Annotated in this window: 18 protein-coding genes; 10 read left to right on the plus strand and 8 right to left on the minus strand. The window is 60.2% G+C overall.

Annotation, left to right across the window (positions count from 1 at the left end):
* Positions 1–19 precede the first annotated feature (19 nt).
* Entirely contained in the window at positions 20–1,045 is a 1,026-nt protein-coding gene (locus tag AXG89_RS21425; protein WP_062172332.1) for a DUF2891 domain-containing protein, read from the minus strand.
* 428 nt (positions 1,046–1,473) lie between these two features.
* Here AXG89_RS21425 and AXG89_RS21430 point away from each other — a divergent pair, with 428 nt between their 5' ends.
* Entirely contained in the window at positions 1,474–2,769 is a 1,296-nt protein-coding gene (locus AXG89_RS21430) for an MFS family transporter (RefSeq protein WP_062002578.1), read from the plus strand.
* Between the two features lie 53 nt (positions 2,770–2,822).
* Here AXG89_RS21430 and AXG89_RS21435 read toward each other — a convergent pair whose 3' ends face one another.
* Together AXG89_RS21435 and AXG89_RS21440 are read right to left on the minus strand one after the other, a co-directional pair.
* The gene (locus tag AXG89_RS21435; RefSeq protein WP_062172634.1) at positions 2,823–4,166 is read right to left on the minus strand and encodes a type II toxin-antitoxin system HipA family toxin; all 1,344 of its coding nucleotides are present in this window, start codon (positions 4,164–4,166) and stop codon (positions 2,823–2,825) included.
* Entirely contained in the window at positions 4,166–4,426 is a 261-nt protein-coding gene (locus AXG89_RS21440; RefSeq protein ID WP_062172333.1) for a helix-turn-helix domain-containing protein, read from the minus strand. The genes AXG89_RS21435 and AXG89_RS21440 overlap by 1 nt, the downstream gene beginning before the upstream one ends.
* 397 nt (positions 4,427–4,823) lie before the next feature.
* Here AXG89_RS21440 and AXG89_RS21445 point away from each other — a divergent pair, with 397 nt between their 5' ends.
* Positions 4,824–5,480, plus strand: coding sequence for a hypothetical protein (locus AXG89_RS21445; protein ID WP_062172334.1), 657 nt, complete (start codon positions 4,824–4,826; stop codon positions 5,478–5,480).
* Here the strand turns inward: AXG89_RS21445 and AXG89_RS42245 are convergent.
* Both AXG89_RS42245 and AXG89_RS21450 read right to left on the minus strand, forming a co-directional pair.
* A complete protein-coding gene (locus AXG89_RS42245) occupies positions 5,477–5,647 on the minus strand; it encodes a hypothetical protein (RefSeq protein ID WP_162916098.1) in 171 nt (56 codons plus the stop codon). The two genes, AXG89_RS21445 and AXG89_RS42245, sit on opposite strands and share 4 nt — an antisense overlap.
* Before the next feature lie 32 nt (positions 5,648–5,679).
* Positions 5,680–6,738: an AraC family transcriptional regulator gene (locus AXG89_RS21450; protein WP_236873436.1), complete on the minus strand. Its 1,059-nt coding sequence runs from the start codon at positions 6,736–6,738 to the stop codon at positions 5,680–5,682.
* A 150-nt stretch (positions 6,739–6,888) separates the two neighbouring features.
* Between AXG89_RS21450 and AXG89_RS21455 the strand changes: the two genes are divergently transcribed.
* Positions 6,889–8,022, plus strand: a complete 1,134-nt coding sequence (locus AXG89_RS21455; RefSeq protein WP_062172636.1) for an acyl-CoA dehydrogenase family protein — start codon at positions 6,889–6,891, stop codon at positions 8,020–8,022.
* Positions 8,023–8,164: 142 nt separating this feature from the next.
* Here the strand turns inward: AXG89_RS21455 and AXG89_RS21460 are convergent, their stop codons facing one another.
* Positions 8,165–8,476 (minus strand): DUF4148 domain-containing protein, encoded by a 312-nt coding sequence (locus AXG89_RS21460; RefSeq protein ID WP_062172335.1) that lies wholly within the window; start codon positions 8,474–8,476, stop codon positions 8,165–8,167.
* 326 nt (positions 8,477–8,802) lie between these two features.
* On the opposite strand from AXG89_RS21460, the gene AXG89_RS21465 reads away from it, so the two are divergent.
* The gene (locus tag AXG89_RS21465) at positions 8,803–9,909 is read left to right on the plus strand and encodes an alkene reductase (RefSeq protein ID WP_062172336.1); all 1,107 of its coding nucleotides are present in this window, start codon (positions 8,803–8,805) and stop codon (positions 9,907–9,909) included.
* Between the two features lie 7 nt (positions 9,910–9,916).
* Here the strand turns inward: AXG89_RS21465 and AXG89_RS21470 are convergent, their stop codons facing one another.
* On the minus strand, positions 9,917–10,837 hold the full coding sequence (locus AXG89_RS21470; RefSeq protein ID WP_062172337.1) for a LysR family transcriptional regulator: 921 nt from the start codon (positions 10,835–10,837) through the stop codon (positions 9,917–9,919).
* Between the two features lie 206 nt (positions 10,838–11,043).
* On the opposite strand from AXG89_RS21470, the gene AXG89_RS21475 reads away from it, so the two are divergent.
* The 5 genes from AXG89_RS21475 (at position 11,044) to hfq (ending at position 14,692) form a co-directional block, all read left to right on the plus strand.
* Positions 11,044–11,421, plus strand: coding sequence for a DUF427 domain-containing protein (locus AXG89_RS21475; protein ID WP_062172338.1), 378 nt, complete (start codon positions 11,044–11,046; stop codon positions 11,419–11,421).
* Between the two features lie 158 nt (positions 11,422–11,579).
* A complete protein-coding gene (locus tag AXG89_RS21480; RefSeq protein ID WP_062172339.1) occupies positions 11,580–12,920 on the plus strand; it encodes an LLM class flavin-dependent oxidoreductase in 1,341 nt (446 codons plus the stop codon).
* Positions 12,921–13,025: 105 nt separating this feature from the next.
* Positions 13,026–13,595 (plus strand): TetR/AcrR family transcriptional regulator, encoded by a 570-nt coding sequence (locus tag AXG89_RS21485; RefSeq protein ID WP_062172340.1) that lies wholly within the window; start codon positions 13,026–13,028, stop codon positions 13,593–13,595.
* A gap of 155 nt (positions 13,596–13,750) precedes the next feature.
* On the plus strand, positions 13,751–13,990 hold the full coding sequence (locus AXG89_RS21490) for a hypothetical protein (protein ID WP_062002587.1): 240 nt from the start codon (positions 13,751–13,753) through the stop codon (positions 13,988–13,990).
* A 372-nt stretch (positions 13,991–14,362) separates the two neighbouring features.
* Positions 14,363–14,692: an RNA chaperone Hfq gene (hfq, locus tag AXG89_RS44685; RefSeq protein ID WP_062002588.1), complete on the plus strand. Its 330-nt coding sequence runs from the start codon at positions 14,363–14,365 to the stop codon at positions 14,690–14,692.
* 141 nt (positions 14,693–14,833) lie between these two features.
* Here hfq and AXG89_RS21500 read toward each other — a convergent pair whose 3' ends face one another.
* Positions 14,834–15,373, minus strand: coding sequence for a DUF6572 domain-containing protein (locus AXG89_RS21500; protein WP_062002589.1), 540 nt, complete (start codon positions 15,371–15,373; stop codon positions 14,834–14,836).
* 322 nt (positions 15,374–15,695) lie between these two features.
* On the opposite strand from AXG89_RS21500, the gene AXG89_RS21505 reads away from it, so the two are divergent.
* Complete coding sequence (locus tag AXG89_RS21505; RefSeq protein WP_143325588.1) at positions 15,696–16,211, plus strand: hypothetical protein; 516 nt, start codon at positions 15,696–15,698, stop codon at positions 16,209–16,211.
* Positions 16,212–16,702: the final 491 nt, after the last annotated feature.

Here is a 16,702-nt window from a genome sequence, read left to right on the forward strand (position 1 = left end):
GCTTCGGGCTTACAAAACCTCAGGCTTCCAGCGCCAGCAGCGCGAAGGTCGCAAGCCAGTGTTCGCCCATGTAGTCGCCGGCTACGTGCGCGAGTCCGGCCGCAAGGTGATCGTGGGCCGTGGCTTCGAGCGCGCTGATCCGGGCATCGCCGGGTTTCAGTGAACGTGCGAGCGAGCGCTGGCACCAGGCGCGGCTCAGGTTCAAGCCATCGAGGTGCGCAAGCTTGCCGTCGCTTCTGTCCGTGACCGTTGCGGGCGTGAAAAGCGTCGCCGGTTCGCGCGCAACAAGCCGTGGCAGGAAGCGGTCGAACCATCCTTCGAACTCGACCGGCGGCAGCACGCGCCGCATCAACTCGGCTTCAATCAGCGACGGAGACAGGAACTCATCGCCGGCTGGTTCCCACGCCTGGCAAGCGGCATCGTTCAAGTACCAGCGACGGGCGGTATCGATGATCAACGTCTCGAACGCCGCGTTGCCAACCTGGCGCGCATACCCCACTGACAATGTCAGCGCAAACGCCGTATTGAAGTGCGTACCCACGCGCAGCGGATACGTGGACTTCGGCAGGAACTCCGTAAAGCGATCCACGAAGGCCGACGCGAGCGGCCTGAGCGTATTCGCCCAACGCTGGCCGTCCGGCGTTTTCATCGATTCAAGCTGTCCGGCGAGCGCGAGCAGCCATGCCCAGCCGTAAGGACGCTCGAAGCCGCGCGCCTCCGGACGTTCCAGATACGCGACTTCGGCGGCGACGTTGGCGGCCGTGAAATGGTCGTCGATCAACGCGCGGATTCGCGATGCTTCCGGAAAATCCGGAAACCGGTCGATCAGCCTTGCAATCAGCCAGTAACCGTGAACGCAGGAGTGCCAGTCGAAGCTGCCATAGAAGATGGGATGCAGCGCGCGCGGACCTTTGACATCGGCGGCGCTGCCCATCACGTGTTCGAGTTTGTTCGGATATTCGCGCGTGAGGTGGCCAAGCGCGAGCGCCGCAAATTTGGATGCAAGGGCGGCGTCGAGCGTCGGGTTCGATGACTGCGGGTTCATTGCGGTTCTCCAGAAAAATCGAGCGTCCGCAATTATGGCAATAGTTGGGCTCGCCGTTTGCCTTGTCTTTTCGCCCGGTCAGGGTAATTACCAAGCGCTTGCAGAGCGCTTGTCTGTAAGCTTCGCTCGGGCGCGGCCGCACATTCGAGTGACCGGCCGGTAACCGTTGATATGGCTGCAATCCTTGCTGCGAAAGGCACCTGCGTGAAGCCGATCATGACACCCGTCTTGTGTCTTGAATCTAACTGTAAGCACAAAAACGGGTAACTGTCATCACGCGCCAAGCCGGGCCGCGTCGTATAAACTTGCGCCCGAACGCCCTGGCTTACGCAGGCGTCATCTTTTCCACCGGCACCCGACCGGTTCAAGAGCGGCCACGAGCCGCCGTTTTTCCGCTGTTTTCATTACGCGACAGGAGTCCAATCAGCATGGCCGAACTAGCCCTCTCCAAATCCGCGGATACCCGGCGCCGCGTTCTCGCGATCGTCGGTGCGTCGTCGGGGAACCTCGTCGAGTGGTTCGACTTTTATATCTACTCGTTCCTCGCGCTGTACTTTGCGCCGGCGTTTTTCCCGAGCGGCAATCCGACCACGCAGTTGCTCAACACGGCCGGCGTATTCGCGGCGGGCTTCTTGATGCGGCCAATCGGCGGCTGGATGTTCGGCCGTATCGCCGACAAACACGGCCGTCGCACCTCCATGATGATCTCGGTTTTGATGATGTGCGCGGGCTCGCTTGTCATCTGTTTCCTGCCTACCTATTCGAGCATCGGCGCATGGGCGCCATTTTTCCTGCTGATCGCGCGGCTGTTCCAGGGTTTGTCGGTGGGTGGCGAATACGGCACGAGCGCTACTTATATGAGTGAAGTGGCGCTGCAGGGACGACGGGGGTTTTTCGCGTCATTCCAGTATGTGACGCTGATTGGCGGACAGCTCGCAGCGTTGCTGGTGCTTGTCGTCTTGCAACAAGTGCTGAGCACGGATGAGCTGAAGGCATGGGGATGGCGCATTCCGTTTGGCATTGGCGCGCTTGCGGCACTCGTCTCGCTGTACTTGCGCAAATCACTCGATGAAACCACGACCGCCGAAAGCCGCAAGCTCAAAGAGGCCGGCACGCTGCGCGGCCTGATGCAGCACAAGACCGCATTTTTGACCGTGCTGGGATTCACAGCGGGCGGGTCGCTGATCTTCTACACGTTCACCACTTACATGCAGAAGTATCTGGTGAACACAGCCGGCATGCACGCCAAGACAGCGAGCAACGTCATGACCGCTGCGCTCTTCGTCTACATGATCATGCAGCCGGCGTTCGGCGCGCTGTCGGACCGGATCGGCCGGCGTACATCGATGATCTGGTTCGGCGTGCTCGCGACCATCTGCACCGTGCCCATCCTGCATGCGCTGAAGGATGTCACGAGCCCGATCGTGGCGTTCGTGCTGGTCGTGGTCGCATTGGCTATCGTGAGTCTCTACACATCGATCAGCGGATTGATCAAGGCCGAAATGTTCCCCGCCGAAGTGCGTGCGCTGGGCGTGGGTTTGTCGTATGCGGTGGCCAACGCCGTGTTCGGCGGCTCGGCCGAGTACGTGGCGCTGTTCCTCAAGTCCATTGGCAGCGAGTCGACGTTCTACTGGTATGTGACGGCGCTGTGCGCGATTGCGGGGATTGTCTCGTTCCGCATGCGCGATTCAGCGAAGGAAGGTTATCTGCGCGACGTGCCTTGATCACCGGGTAACGAGCCGGATAATGGGCAGCAGGACCTTCGGGTCCTGCTTTTTTATTTGTCCGGCATCGCTTCGAGCGCGGCGACGGTCTTGCGAAGTCCATCGAATATGCGGTCCGAGACTTTTGCCGGAAAACCGTCCGGCAATTGCGCCGCCACTTGCGCGATCACGCGCGGCGTGTCTGCAATCAGACGCTGGATGATCGGTTCTGCAGTATTGCCGTACGAACACCTCGGCGCCATGGCGTTGAAGTGCCGGCGCTGGATATCGCGAAACGCATAATGACGATGCTTGCCGGCAATGGCCATCGCGAGTTTCGCCTTGAACCACGACCACTGGCTTGCGCCTTTGCCCTCCACGGGCCAGATCGACATGACATCGTAGAGCGGCGTCAGCCTGAACTGGCCGCGCGGCAGGATCCGGATGCTGAAGTTTTTCGCGTGGCCATCGGGCGCGGCAAGCAGCCAGAACAGAATCTGCGCGGTCAGCAAGGTTTCGACGTCGTCGCTTGCCTCGTTGGATTGCTGAAGCACGCGGGCCAGATCGATCACGCCCGGACCGCCTTCGTTTTCATATTTCTTGTGCGACGGCAGCCCCATCACCTGGCAGAAATCTTCTTGCGGCAAACGCAAAAGCCACTTGCCGCTCGAATGCATCTGGCGATCGAAACGCTTCACGCTCAGCACGCGTTGCTTGCCGAACGTCTCGATGCTCGTCTCCGCCACCGGCAAACCATAGGCGCGCAGCAGATGCATGCAGAGCCATTCGTTCTCCACTGACGTAGTCAGATCCGCGCGCCGGTTTCCGACCAGACCGAGCGGAAGTTTCAGGATGTGCGTAGTGGGCGTCGCGCCGTGGGGTTTCATCCATTGGCCGTCGTGCCAGAGCAGCGCGGTTTTTTCCTGCGCGCCGGCGAGCGAGATGCGGAAGTCATCTTCGTCATCCTGAGCACCGAAAGCGAAGTTGCCACCCGTCTGGGTCAGCAAGGTCTCGATTTCGCGCTCGGAGAGCGGCGTTCCGTCGATTTGCTGCACACCCGCCGGTTCTTCATCGATACCCAGAAGCTGGACCGCGCCCACGCAATCGCGGCCGATCGCCTGCAACAGGTCGAAGGTATCGAGTGTCTCGGTCCGGAAGCGCCGGCCGATGCGCTGGCGGATGGCTTCACTGTCGGGCAGCAGGTTATCGAAGTAGTTCAGCACGCGCTCGCCTTTGAGCGGGGCGTTGTCGAGCGGAATGGGAAGCGACAGCGACAACGGCCGCCCGATGTCGGAAACCGCCCACGCGGCGTCGTACTCGAACTCCATGGGTCCGCGATTGGGAATTTGCCAGACGCCCATGCGCACACCGTTGGCCCATACGGACAACGCGCGGGAATGCGATTTGCGCCCGGTCATCACCATTCCGGTGTTGATTCCTGAGTGATTTGGACCGTGGCGTCGCCCCGGTTTTCGACCTGCAATTGCAGGCCGTATGCGCCGAAAAGCGCCAGCAACTGGTTGAGCGTCAACGCGCCGGAGTCGGCTTCGAGCGTCGAGATACGGCTTTGGCTCACCCCTATCCGGATGGCAGCTTCAGTCTGTGTAAGGCCAGCGCGCCGCCTTCCTGCTGCAAGGATTTCGCCCATTTGATGGGAGGTAGCAATAGGCTGCCGCATGGCGATTTATCTGTGACACGAATAAACGCATTTTATTCGTGTAGCGAATATTTGTCAAATATGCGTGTGGCGAATAAACGCCCATTATCTGCCAAACGAATAATTTTCATTTATTCGTTTGGCAGATATCGGCTTGCCAGAGGGGGCGGGGTGGCTCTAAAAGCGAAAAACCCGTCAAATTGACCGATTTTTTCCACCGCTGCGGGTTTTCACGCTTCTTCAGACAAAACGCACAATAATGAGATGACGGTAAGATGCGGTCAGATGCCCACAGGCGACGCCATTGCTTACATTTTCGGCAGCGTCGCTGCAATGACGGGCTCGCCAGGACCCGAGCGTCGAGCGCATGTGCCCCGCTGCGCGACGCTTGCGAGTCCGTCTGCTTGGAGACTAGCCCATGGAAGATTTCGATGAAACGTTGTATGTAGTATGGCGGAGCAACCTGAACGTGCTCGCGGGATCGCCGGCGGGCGGCGCGAGGATTGCGCGCATGATGAGTTTTTCGCCGTCGCATATGAAGCTGATTCTGGCCGGACGACGCGACTTCAGCGAAGAGTTCATCCGCGGCGTGGAAACGGTAACTGGCCTGCCGCCGCGCTGGATGGACGACCGTCACGACGGACGCGACATTCCGCCTGAAACGCAGCGCGCGATGGATGAGGAAGCGCCGGCGGCGGTCTTTCGCGGCAATGCCCACCCAGCGCCCAAACGGCCGGTGTTACGCGGGCCTGAACCGCTGCTGTCGCAGACGGAAGCCACACGGCGCATTGCCGACCAGGCGCTGCAGCAAGGCGAGACGCTGCGTCGCGACCAGATATTCCGGCGCAACCGTGATTTGCTGCTGACCGATCTGCGTCGCGTGGAGCGGCAATTGTCGATGGTGCAGCTCGACAGCATCAATGCGCGCGCGGAGGATATGGGTGCATCGGGCAAGCTTGACGGGCCCGTGCGCGCCGATCTCGCAGGGCGTATCGAACAGATCGACAAACATCGGGCCATGCTGATGCAGCACGTCGAAAAACTCGCGACCTTGCTGACCAGTCTGGAAGATTAGCCTGGCAGCTTTTTACGCAACTCGGCTTCGGGCTCGAACGAGATGGCGACCGGGTCGCTTGCAGGGAAGCTTTCGTCCAGTGCTTCGTCGAGGGCAGACTCGACGTGTTCGGCCTCCACGGACGCGGGCTCCGACTTTTGAGGCGGCTTGACTTTCGATTTCGGCATGGCGGCTCCTTGAGTGAATCAGCAGGTTTTCACTATAGCGGTTCTGTCATGCCTCGCACGACCCGATAAGCCGCCGGCCGCACGCCTGTCCATTTCCTGAACGCGCGATGAAACGCGCTCGGCTCGGCGAACCCCAGCGCATGCGCGATTTCCGCGATGGTCTCGGTGGTATCGGCAAGGCGCGCGATGGCGATGTCACGGCGCAGTGCATCGCGAATGGCCTGGTAGGTCACACCTTCCTGCTTGAGACGCCGGCGCAGCGTGGCTTCTGCCATGTTCAACGCCGTGGCGAGCTGCTCGCTGCCCGGCCATTCGGCGGGCGGCATCTGCCGCAACTTGCGGCGGACCTGTGCGGCCAGTGAATCCACGTTGCGATACTTCACGATGAAATTTGCCGGCGCCGCCCGCAGGAACACCTTGAGCGAGGCGCCGGTCTGGACCACCGGCAAGCGCGCAAAATCCGGCGCGAGATCCACATACGATGCCGATTGCCCAAAGCGCATGTCGTCGCAGAACATCAGCCGGTATTCGGCGGCGGCGCGCGGCTCGGGACAGCGCAGATGCGCCGCCAGCACCGGAATACGCCGGCCCACGAGCCAGCACAACAAACCGTAGATCATGATGAACGCGGTCGCATAGGCGAACATCGGGTGCGGGGCGTCGGCGTCAGTATCTGCAAGCCGGATTCGTACGCGCGTGGCGCTGACCTCGAATTCGCATCGCAGGTCGTCCAGCACCAGCCGCAGGAAACCGGCAATGCGTGTGAGCGCCTGGGCGCCATCGCGTGAGCCGATCGCAGCGTGACAGAGCAGTGCGAAACTGCCGCGGCGCATCGGGTGGCTGTCCTGGCCGAAGAATTCATCGTCGAGAGCGTCCGCAATCGCGCTCCATAAACGCCCGTATTGCGCTGCCGACACGCGCGCAAGCGGCGCTGCCAGCGATGCAGTGTGAATACCCGCTTGCTCGAGCAGGACATCGCGCCCGATGCCGCCACGCTCGGCGCAACGCAGCGCTTCTTCGACGAGATCGACTGCGATCGTCCCGCGTTCATCATGTTTGCCGCTGGCTGTTTTCAGCCGGGGTCTGTCCACAGTTCGGGTAGTCACTAGGTGGCGGAATCGCTCAGGAAGCTTGATCGTTTCAGGCATCGCCGAAGCGGATTGCAGCGCATACACTCCGGTTCGATGGCGCATTTTAAACCCGCGCCTCTTCAAGTATTCCACACGAGCCAGACCGCCATGATCGACAGCTTCCTGACCGATGACCAACGCATGATCCGCGACGCCGCGCGCGACTTTGCCACCGAAGTGCTCGCGCCACATGCGGGCGAATGGGACCGCGCAGCCCGATTACCCGACGCAGTCGTGCGGCAACTCGGCGAGCTCGGCCTGCTCGGCATGATCGTGCCGGCGGAGTGGGGCGGCACATTCAGCGACTACGTGGCGTACGCGCTGGCTATCGAAGAAATCGCGGCGGGATGCGCGTCGTGCTCGACGTTGATGGCCGTGCACAACTCGGTGGGTTGCGGTCCGATACTCGCGTTCGGCACCGAGGCGCAGAAAGCCGAATATCTGCCGAAACTGGCGACGGGCGAGATCATCGGCGCGTTTTGCCTGACCGAGCCGCAGGCCGGATCGGAGGCGAACAATCTGAAGACCCGCGCGGTGGAACGCGACGGCCAATGGGTGATATCAGGCGCGAAGCAGTTCACGACCAACGGCGCGTGTGCCGGCATGGCGATTGTCTTTGCGGTGACTGATCCGGAACTTGGCAAGAAGGGCATATCGGCGTTCATCGTGCCGACGAACACGCCGGGCTTCAACGTCGGGCGGCCCGAACACAAGATGGGCATCCGCGCTTCCGATACCTGCCCGATAACCCTCGACGACTGCACCATTCCCGCGGGCAACCTGCTGGGTGCGCGCGGCGAGGGTTTGAAGATTGCGCTGGCGAACCTGGAAGGCGGACGCATCGGCATCGCGGCGCAGGCGGTGGGCATCGCGCGGGCCGCGTTCGACGCCGCGCGCGCTTACTCGCATGACCGCGTGCAGTTCGGCAAGCCGATCAAGGAACATCAGTCGGTCGCCAATCTTCTCGCCGATATGCAGACTAACCTGAACGCCGCGCGTTTGCTGGTGCTGCATGCGGCCCGCATGCGTACCGAGGGTTTGCCGTGTCTGAGCGAGGCGTCGCAGGCGAAGCTGTTTGCATCGGAAATGGCGGAGCGCGTCTGCTCGCAAGCCATCCAGATCCATGGTGGTTATGGGTACCTGGAGGACTATCCGGTGGAACGTCATTATCGCGATGCGCGTATCACGCAGATCTACGAAGGCACGAGCGAAGTGCAGCGTATGGTGATTGCGCGCCAGCTTTGAGTGGCTGAGAATTCATAAGCGGGTTTGGTGATTCCGCTCCCGCAAAGGCTCACCCTTTCTCACGTCCCGATCAAAAAGAAAACCCCGCGCCGTAACTGCCGCGGGGTTTTTCTACTGCTTGCCGATCAACGACTTCCAGCAATTACGGACGGTTGTAATCAACCCCACCGCCTACCGATGCAGCCGGTGCGCCCGACGCCGACGTACCGCTCACCGACGATCCATAGCTGCTTTGCGCCACGCCGTCTCGCGCAGAAACACGTTGCTCGGCGGCCTGGATGTTCGCCGGGTATTGGGTGCGATCCGATGCCGGGTTATAGCCGGCCTGTTCCAGTTGCACTAGCTCGCTGCGAACCTGCGCGCGAGTAACCGGGCTGTTGCTCTGCGCGAACGCGAAGCTCGGTGCGGCCAATGCTGATGCGATGACAACTGCGGGAATGAGTGCCTTGAACATGATGAACCTCCAATGGTTATCGATTACGAAGCTTGCGGTGTCGGCGTTCCGGTGGGCTGGAAGCTGATCGGCATCGCTTGTTTCGATCCGTGAAAAGATCTTATTCCTCGGCGATCTAGGTAGAAACCCTTAAATAGTAAATACACTGTTGTGATCCGACGAATAAAGCGATCCGGGCTTCAAAATGACCGCTTACATAGGCAGCGGCAAGCGTGCGGACGCGGCGCGTTTATGGGGAACCCCATTCCCCATCGGTGGATATACGCTTCATTCCGTCGCGGGAAGCATTGTTTCCTGCATCCACTGTTGAAGATCAGGAGCTCGCCATGTCCAAGCTTTTTTCGCCGTCCAAACTCGGCCGTTATGAACTCAAGCATCGTGTCGTGCTCGCACCAATGACGCGATTGCGTTCGGACCCGGACGACAGTCCGAGCGAGATGATGGTCGAGTACTACAGCCAGCGTGCATCCGAAGGAGCGCTGATGATCACCGAGTCGTCGCACGTGATGAAGAGCGGCCGCGGTTACGCCGGTGGTCCGGGGATCTACGACGATCACCATATCCAAGCCTGGAAGAAGATCGCCGACGCGGTACACGCAAAAGGCGCGCGCATCTTCATGCAGCTCGTTCACGATGGCCGCCAGTCCCACGTCGACCTGACCGGCGGTTCGCCGCCGATAGCGCCGTCCGAAGTACCGTTCGAAGGACTCGCAATGACGCAGGACGGCTGGGTGCCGGTATCGATGCATCGGGCGGTGGGTATCGATGAAATCCCGGGACTTGTCGAAGCCTTTCGCCAGGGTGCGGAGCGTGCGCTCGCAGCGGGGTTCGACGGCGTCGAGATTCATAGCGCGAACGGTTATCTCATCGATACATTCCTGCAGGACGGCACCAACAAACGCACGGATGCCTACGGCGGTTCAGTCGAAAACCGCGCGCGCTTCCTGCTGGAACTGACCGAGGCGGTGAGCTCGGTGTGGGGCGCGGATCGTGTGGGCGTGCGTGTATCGCCCAGTGGTCAGTGGGGTGAAATCTCCGACAGCAACCCGGAAGCGACTTTCGGTTACGTCGCCGAACAACTGAACCGCTTCGGGCTGGCGTATCTGCACATCATCGAACCGCGTGTGAAGGGCGTCGAGACACTGCATGAGGATCAGGCGCCGGTCGCGTCCGTGTTCCTGCGCAAGATCTTCAAAGGGCCGATCATCGCGGCGGGCGGTTTTGATCGTGATGGCGCAGAAGCGATCCTGCAAAAAGGCGACGCAGATTTCGTTGCGTTCGGGCGCTGGTTTGCATCGAATCCGGATTTGCCCAAACGGCTCAAGGACAACTTGCCGTTGAACGACTACGACCGTTCGGCGTTCTGGGGTGGCACGGAGAAGGGCTACACCGACTATCCGTTTTACAGCGAAGAGGCCATGGCCTGCGCGTGAGCATGGATCACGGGGCGAGATCGCGATCCCATGGGGCGATTTCGCCCCAGGTCCGGGTCAGCAAATCGATGAAGATCCGCACCTTCGGTGAGAGATGCCTGCGTGTCGGATACATCGCGCGGATAGGTTGGGTCTCTGGCTGGAATTCGCACAGCATGGGTACGAGCTTGCCTGCGCGTACGTTGTCTTCGAGCAGGTACGTCGGCATGTTGATGATGCCGAAACCGTGCACGGCGGCCGCGACCAATGCTTCTGCGCTGTCCATTTGCAGGCGCGTCGCGTGGCTCACTTCGTTCGTGGCGGGATCGTTGAACGTCCAGGGTTGCGGCCGTCCCGCGCTCATGAAAAACAGGCACTCGTGGCCAAGGAGATCGCCGGGCGTTTTCGGCGTACCGTGCGCCTTCACGTAGTCTGGCGATGCGCACGTCAGCAAGCGCTGCTGCGCGACCGTGCGGGCAATGAGACGTGAGTCGGGACGCGGATCGCCGATGCGCAACGCAATGTCGATTCCTTCATCGATCAGGTCGACGAACCGGTCCGTGAAGCTCACTTCGGCGCGCACATCGGGCCATGTCTGCAGGAACGATTCGATGACCGGCATCACATGCCGATGTCCCAGGCCCGAAGGCACGCTGAGCTTCAACACACCGGTGGGCTTCGCGCTGCGTACGGCCATTGCGAGTTCGGTTTCCTCGAGGTCATCCAGTATCTGCGTGCAACGCGAAAAGAACACCTCGCCGTCATCGGTGAGGCTCAGGCTGCGTGGCGTGCGGTTGAGGAGACGCACGTTCAGGCGCTGCTCGAGACGCACGATGCTTTTGCCCACTGCCGAGCGCGTGAGCCCGAGCTGCTTTGCGGCGATCGTGAAGCTTCCCGCCTTCACCACGGCGACGAACATGGCGATATCGTTGATATTTCCGAGTGCCATGGGGCGAAGCTCCAGAGGATGGATTGCGCGAAGCCGGACGGCGTTTGAGCTGCGCCATTGTATTTTGATTCACCGGGGGCGGGGCTACGGGACGATCCAACCCGCATGCAACCCGCATGCAGCAGCCCGTACACGGCAGAAAAATCCGCTTTCCGATACGCTGCAACACACGGCATCACCTAACCCGCAGTCCAGGAGCAGAAGCCATGACGAAGACAGTGAAGATTCCAGGGCCCGATCATCCGATCACGATCGAGCCGAATCCGTCGCGTATCACGGTGTCCATAGGCGGGCGCGTACTCGCCGATACCCGCGAAGCGCTCACCGTGCATGAGGCATCGTATTCGCCGGTCTATTACATTCCTCGCAAGGACGTCGACATGTCCTTGCTCGAACGCACGGACCATGCAACGTACTGCCCTTACAAAGGCGAATGTTCGTACTACAGCATCCCGCTTGGTGGCGAGCGTTCGGCGAATGCGGTGTGGACTTACGAGGACACGTATCCGGCGGTGGCGGAGATCAAGGGTCATCTCGCGTTCTATCAGGATCGTGTCGATGCATTCGAAGTGCATGCCGCCTGATCGTGGCCGGCGGCTTTTGCGTTGAACGCCGTTTGTGCACGTTTTTGCCAGCCGACGTATTTTACGGATGGTGATCGTCCATGAACCATGTGCCTGCCTCTCTTGAACAAAAGACAAAAGACGCAGGGGCATCTCAATCAACGCTCGAGCGGAGCTTTATGACCACGCAACGTCGCTTGCGGCTGGGCGCTTTCATGCGCCCGGCCACCATTCACACCGGGGCGTGGCGTTACCCCGGCGCCTTCCCCGATGCCAACTTCAATTTCGCGCATCTCAAGCGCTTCGCGCAGACGCTGGAACGCGGGCGTTTCGACGCGTTTTTCATGGCCGATCATCTCGCGGTGCTCAACATGCCTACCCAGGCATTGAGGCGAAGCCACACGGCGACCTCGTTCGAACCGCTCACGTTGCTCTCGGCGCTTGCCGCGGTGACCGAGCACATCGGATTGATTGCAACGGCGTCCACCACGTTCGAAGAGCCGTACCACGTAGCGCGGCGCTTTGCGTCGCTCGATCATTTGAGCGGCGGCCGCGCCGGCTGGAACCTGGTGACGACAGCGAATCCCGATGCCGCGCTCAACTTCGGACTGGACGAACACGTCGAACACGGCGAACGCTACAAGCGAGGCCGCGAGTTTTTCGATGTCGTGACCGGACTCTGGGATAGCTGGGCCGACGACGCCTTTGTCCGCGATGTTGAAAGCGGCACTTTCTTCGATCCCGCGAAGATGCACGTGCTGAACCACAAGGGCAAGAGCCTCTCGGTGCGCGGCCCGCTCAATATCGCGCGGCCGGTGCAGGGGTGGCCGGTCATCGTGCAGGCGGGGTCATCGGAAGCGGGACGCCAGGTCGCGGCCGAAACCGCCGAAGCCGTCTTCGCCGCGCCGAAGACACTTGCCGAAGGCCAGTGCTTTTATGCCGACGTCAAAGGCCGCATGGCGCGCCTTGGCCGCGATCCCGAACACCTGAAGATCCTGCCTGCCGCGTTCGTCGTGATCGGCGATTCGCTCGAGGAAGCGCAGGAAAAACGCGCGCTCCTCGATACCTTCGTGCACTACGACAGCGGTATTGCATCGCTTTGCATCATGCTCGGCCACGATGTCTCCGGCTTCGATCCCGATGGTCCGCTGCCCGAGATTCCCGAGACGAATGCGAGCAAGAGCAGCCGGGAACGCGTGATCGAATGGGCGGCGCGCGACAACCTCACGATTCGCCAGCTCGCGCAGCGCGTAGGCGGTTACTCGGGGCTTGAGATGGTGGGCACGCCCTCCATGATCGCCGACCAGATGGAGCAATGGCTCGTTGAAGGGGGCTCGGATGGTTTTAACGTGATGTTCCCGTACCTGCCCGGCGGCCTGGACGATTTCGTCGATAAAGTCGTGCCGGAACTGCAGTCTCGCGGCATTTTCCGGCGTGAATACGAAGGCCGAACGTTGCGGGAAAATCTCGGCCTGCCGCGGCCGGAAAACCGCTTTTTCAAAGCAGGGGGCGTGAGGTGACAGGAACCGGTTGGAAGGCCGCGCGAAACTCCAGACAAGACAGCGTATAAAATCAATTCCCTGGGGCGCGTTTCCAGGCGCCCCGCCAAAGGACGAACGCAACTCATGGGACATTCACAAGCAGAGAAGGCGGCAACGCACCAGCGCATTGTCGAAGTGGCGGCGCGGCGCTTCAGGGAGCTTGGACTCGATGGTATCGGCGTCGCCGATGTGATGAAGGAAGCCGGCATGACCGTCGGCGGTTTCTACAAGCACTTCGAATCGCGCGACGAGCTGGTAACCGAAGCGCTCGACGTCGCGTTCGAAAGCCTTGACGCATGGGAAGCACGGGTCAAGTCTCTCGAGATGGGCGTGCGCGATTATCTGAGCGAAGCGCACCGGGATTCGCCAGGCAGGGGCTGTGCGCTGGGGGCGCTCCTGGGCGACGTCGCGCGCAGCAGCGACGCCACGCGCGACGTGTACACCGAGCGCGTCAAACACAACATCGGATTCTCGGAAAGTTTGCTCGATATTGCCGACCCCGCCGCACGCCGCGCTCGCGCCATTCTGCAGTTCACTGCGTGCCTTGGCGCAATCGGGCTGGCGCGGGCGGTGTCGGACCCGGTTTTATCGAAGGAAATACTCGACAGCGTCGCGGGGCAGCTCATTACCCTGCTTCCCGGGCCGCCGGCGTGACTTCATGCGCCTAAACCAGCGTTGTCGGTAGAAACTAGTGTTGAAGCGGTGCGGGCAATCCATTACATTCGACGCGTTGTCCAGATGTCGATCATCGGGCGCAAAACCGGATGATCCGCAAACCACTACAAAATGACGTTCCTTGGAGATTTACAATGAAAGCGATCGCACTGGTTTCCTTATCCGCGCTGTTGATGGCGGCATCCGGCCTGGCCATGGCCCAGAGCGGCGGCGGCAACGGCAACGGTGGCGGCGGTGGTGGTAATGCGCACGGCGCGGCAACGGCCGGACCGACCACGGGCGGCGACAACTCATCGACGCCGGGCAGCTCGCGCGGCAAGCCGCATCTGTTCAAGCACAAGCAGAAGAAGGCGGCCCCGGCTCCGGCCCAGTAATTCTGGACCGGGCAACGCGGCAGGTTTGCCGCGTGCTGCCTTCAGTAAGCGTGAACGACAAAGCTGTCATGACCAACGCATTTGGCCATGACAGTTTTTTTCCGCCTGCGGTTTGTCGGCGATCGTTTCGAAAGGCGTTGAACAGAGAGACTTTGTCCGTTTTTATATTGCCGTTGTCGAACGACAATGTGCGCGGGAAATTCCAGCGGGGTAGTATGGGACCACGATTTCAGTGAAATTTGAACTCCATGCACCGAACACGCTCGAATGGGGGCAAACAATGCGACGGCCGATGATCTGGCATCATTGACCCATGTTTCGGCGGATGTCTGCCGAAATGAGCCCGAAATACTAACGTCAGGTCGAATAAGAATGGCTACAGAATCCCAGCAGCAAAGTCAGAGCGATGTCTTGAACGCGGCTCGCAAGGAGCGCAAGCGTGTCGCAATTTTCCTCGTGAACGGGGTGCGGCTGGTTGGTCACATCGAATCCTTTGATCAGTACCTGGTCATGCTGAGCTCGGCTGCCGGCATTCAGGCGGTCTACAAGCATTCCATCTCGACCATCCAGGAAGACACCGGCAAGGCGTTCACCGCGGGCGCGGCGCGCACCAGTTCGGGCAGTTCGCGCGATGGGGATTCCAAGCGCCCGGTCGCGATCTCGCACAAACGCCGTTTGCCGACGAACGTCGGCGGCGAATAACGAAAAGCTGCACCGCATTTGCATCAGGCAAATGCTTGCTGCGCCGTAAAGCGAAAAAAGGCGAAGCCCGTAGGGGCTTCGCCTTTTTGTTTTGGTCAAATTCACAAATTCGTCACAATCCGATCATGCGATTCGGAAAGCTCACCGTCCGGACGATGTTTTCTTATGCATCACCAGAATCGGATGATGGTCGACTCGCACGATCTCATTCGAATGTCTCGTCTCGGCCGCTGGCGGCATCGCAAGATCGAGTACGTCGGCAACGGATTCCAGCCGGGTATCCACCAGCACGCCGCTCTTCACGTTCGTAGTCCCGACGACATCAGCGACGACTGAGTCAGGTGCTGTGGCATGCCGCACATCTACTGTGCGGCAGCGGACATCGAACCCCACCGCGCGGATGATTGTCTCGCGCGTCTTCCAGAACGCCTCCGCGGTACGTGTCATTGGCCGCATGGCGACATATTCGATGATCACCGGATAACCTCGCACGCGTGGGTAAGCCGCCAGCAACTGGCCGGAGCGGACGTACTGCGTGTAACGATCTATCTTTTTCGTCAGCAACGAAAAATGCGTGGCTTCATCATCCCAGTCGAGGTCGTCGAAGATGCCGACGTACACGCGCTTGAACAGGATGTTCACGCCGACGTAATCGATAGTGTCCACGTCGAGAAGTGACATGGTATTTCCCCATCGCCCGATGCCGGGCAAAGATTGCAGGCGCGTATTGTAATGGACTGCGTCATCCTAAATAAGTACGCGGGGCGTGATTGCAACAGTGTACGACGCTCGAAAGCAATGTCATTCATCGCGCTGTGAAATTGACTGTTTTAAAGTGGCTCCTATTCGACAGTCGTGAATAGGAGGATACCTAAAAATACCCCGGTTCAATTGACATCGCTCATCTCGAAAAACAAACTGGGTTCACGTTTTTGAACAGTTTGTGCGATTGAACACCGGACAGCGCACGAGCAGACCCTCAGTGTCCGGCAGGAGCAGCAAAATGAAATCGAAGTCCAGTAAATCCATCAAGATCGCCATGATCGCGGCGGCATCCTCCGTCCTGATGACGAGCGCGTTTGCAGCGTCTATCGACGGCACCACGAACGTACGCATTGGCGGCAAGGTGCAATCGGTGGATACGGCCACACACAGCGTTACCGTGATAAACGCTCAGGGCGTCACGGAATCGTTCCAGGTCGGCCCCAACATCCCTAACCTCGACAGGCTCAAGGCAGGCACCGCAGTGTATGGCACGACAGCGCGACCGGTTCGTCTTACCGTGCTCGAATCTTCCAGACTCGCCGCAGTGCCCACGCAAGATGGCAGGGAGACTGTCGCCCAGGTAACGAGCGTGGATAGCCAGCGCGGCTCAGTGACACTCCGTGACACGCAAGGCGCCGAGTTGACCGTGCAGGCCAACTCGCCGGGAGCGGTTGCGGCGGTCGTGCCGGGTACGCGCGTTCTCGTCAATGCAGTGAATCCCGCTGCGCCGGCAAGTGGCCAGGTCCCCCGCTGAGCAGTCGGATTCGTCCGATAGCTCTACGCGTGTCAGGTCTTCATCATGCATGCTTCGTTGGTGATCCAGATCCCCGCTGGATGACGAATGGTGAGTGGGCCGGTTCCATACCGACTCGCTTAGCTTCCTCGGAAGCGCGGCGGCGCAGCAGTCAAGGTACCTCTGAGATCCAAGCGTAGTCGCAAAGAAAAATCCACCCGGCGGGAGCCGGGTGGATTTTTTTGCCCGCAATCTTTGAAAAGGGCACGTGCACGGAATCGCATTTCAATAAGGATTGCATAATAATTTTGATAGCAGGATTACTTCCCGAACGCAATCGACAAGCGCCCAACGCGGAAGTCTCGTGCTTTCGTTCCTGACCGTGCGCTCAAACTGAATTGTGCAAAGAAGCATTCGCGTCATTTCTATCATCGCGAATGCTGATTTGCATCTTACGTTTGTGCTACACGGAGGCACAAAGAGTTGGTTAATATACGTTCGCGTATCAGTTA

The organism is Burkholderia sp. PAMC 26561, from assembly GCF_001557535.2.
GTDB lineage: Bacteria > Pseudomonadota > Gammaproteobacteria > Burkholderiales > Burkholderiaceae > Caballeronia.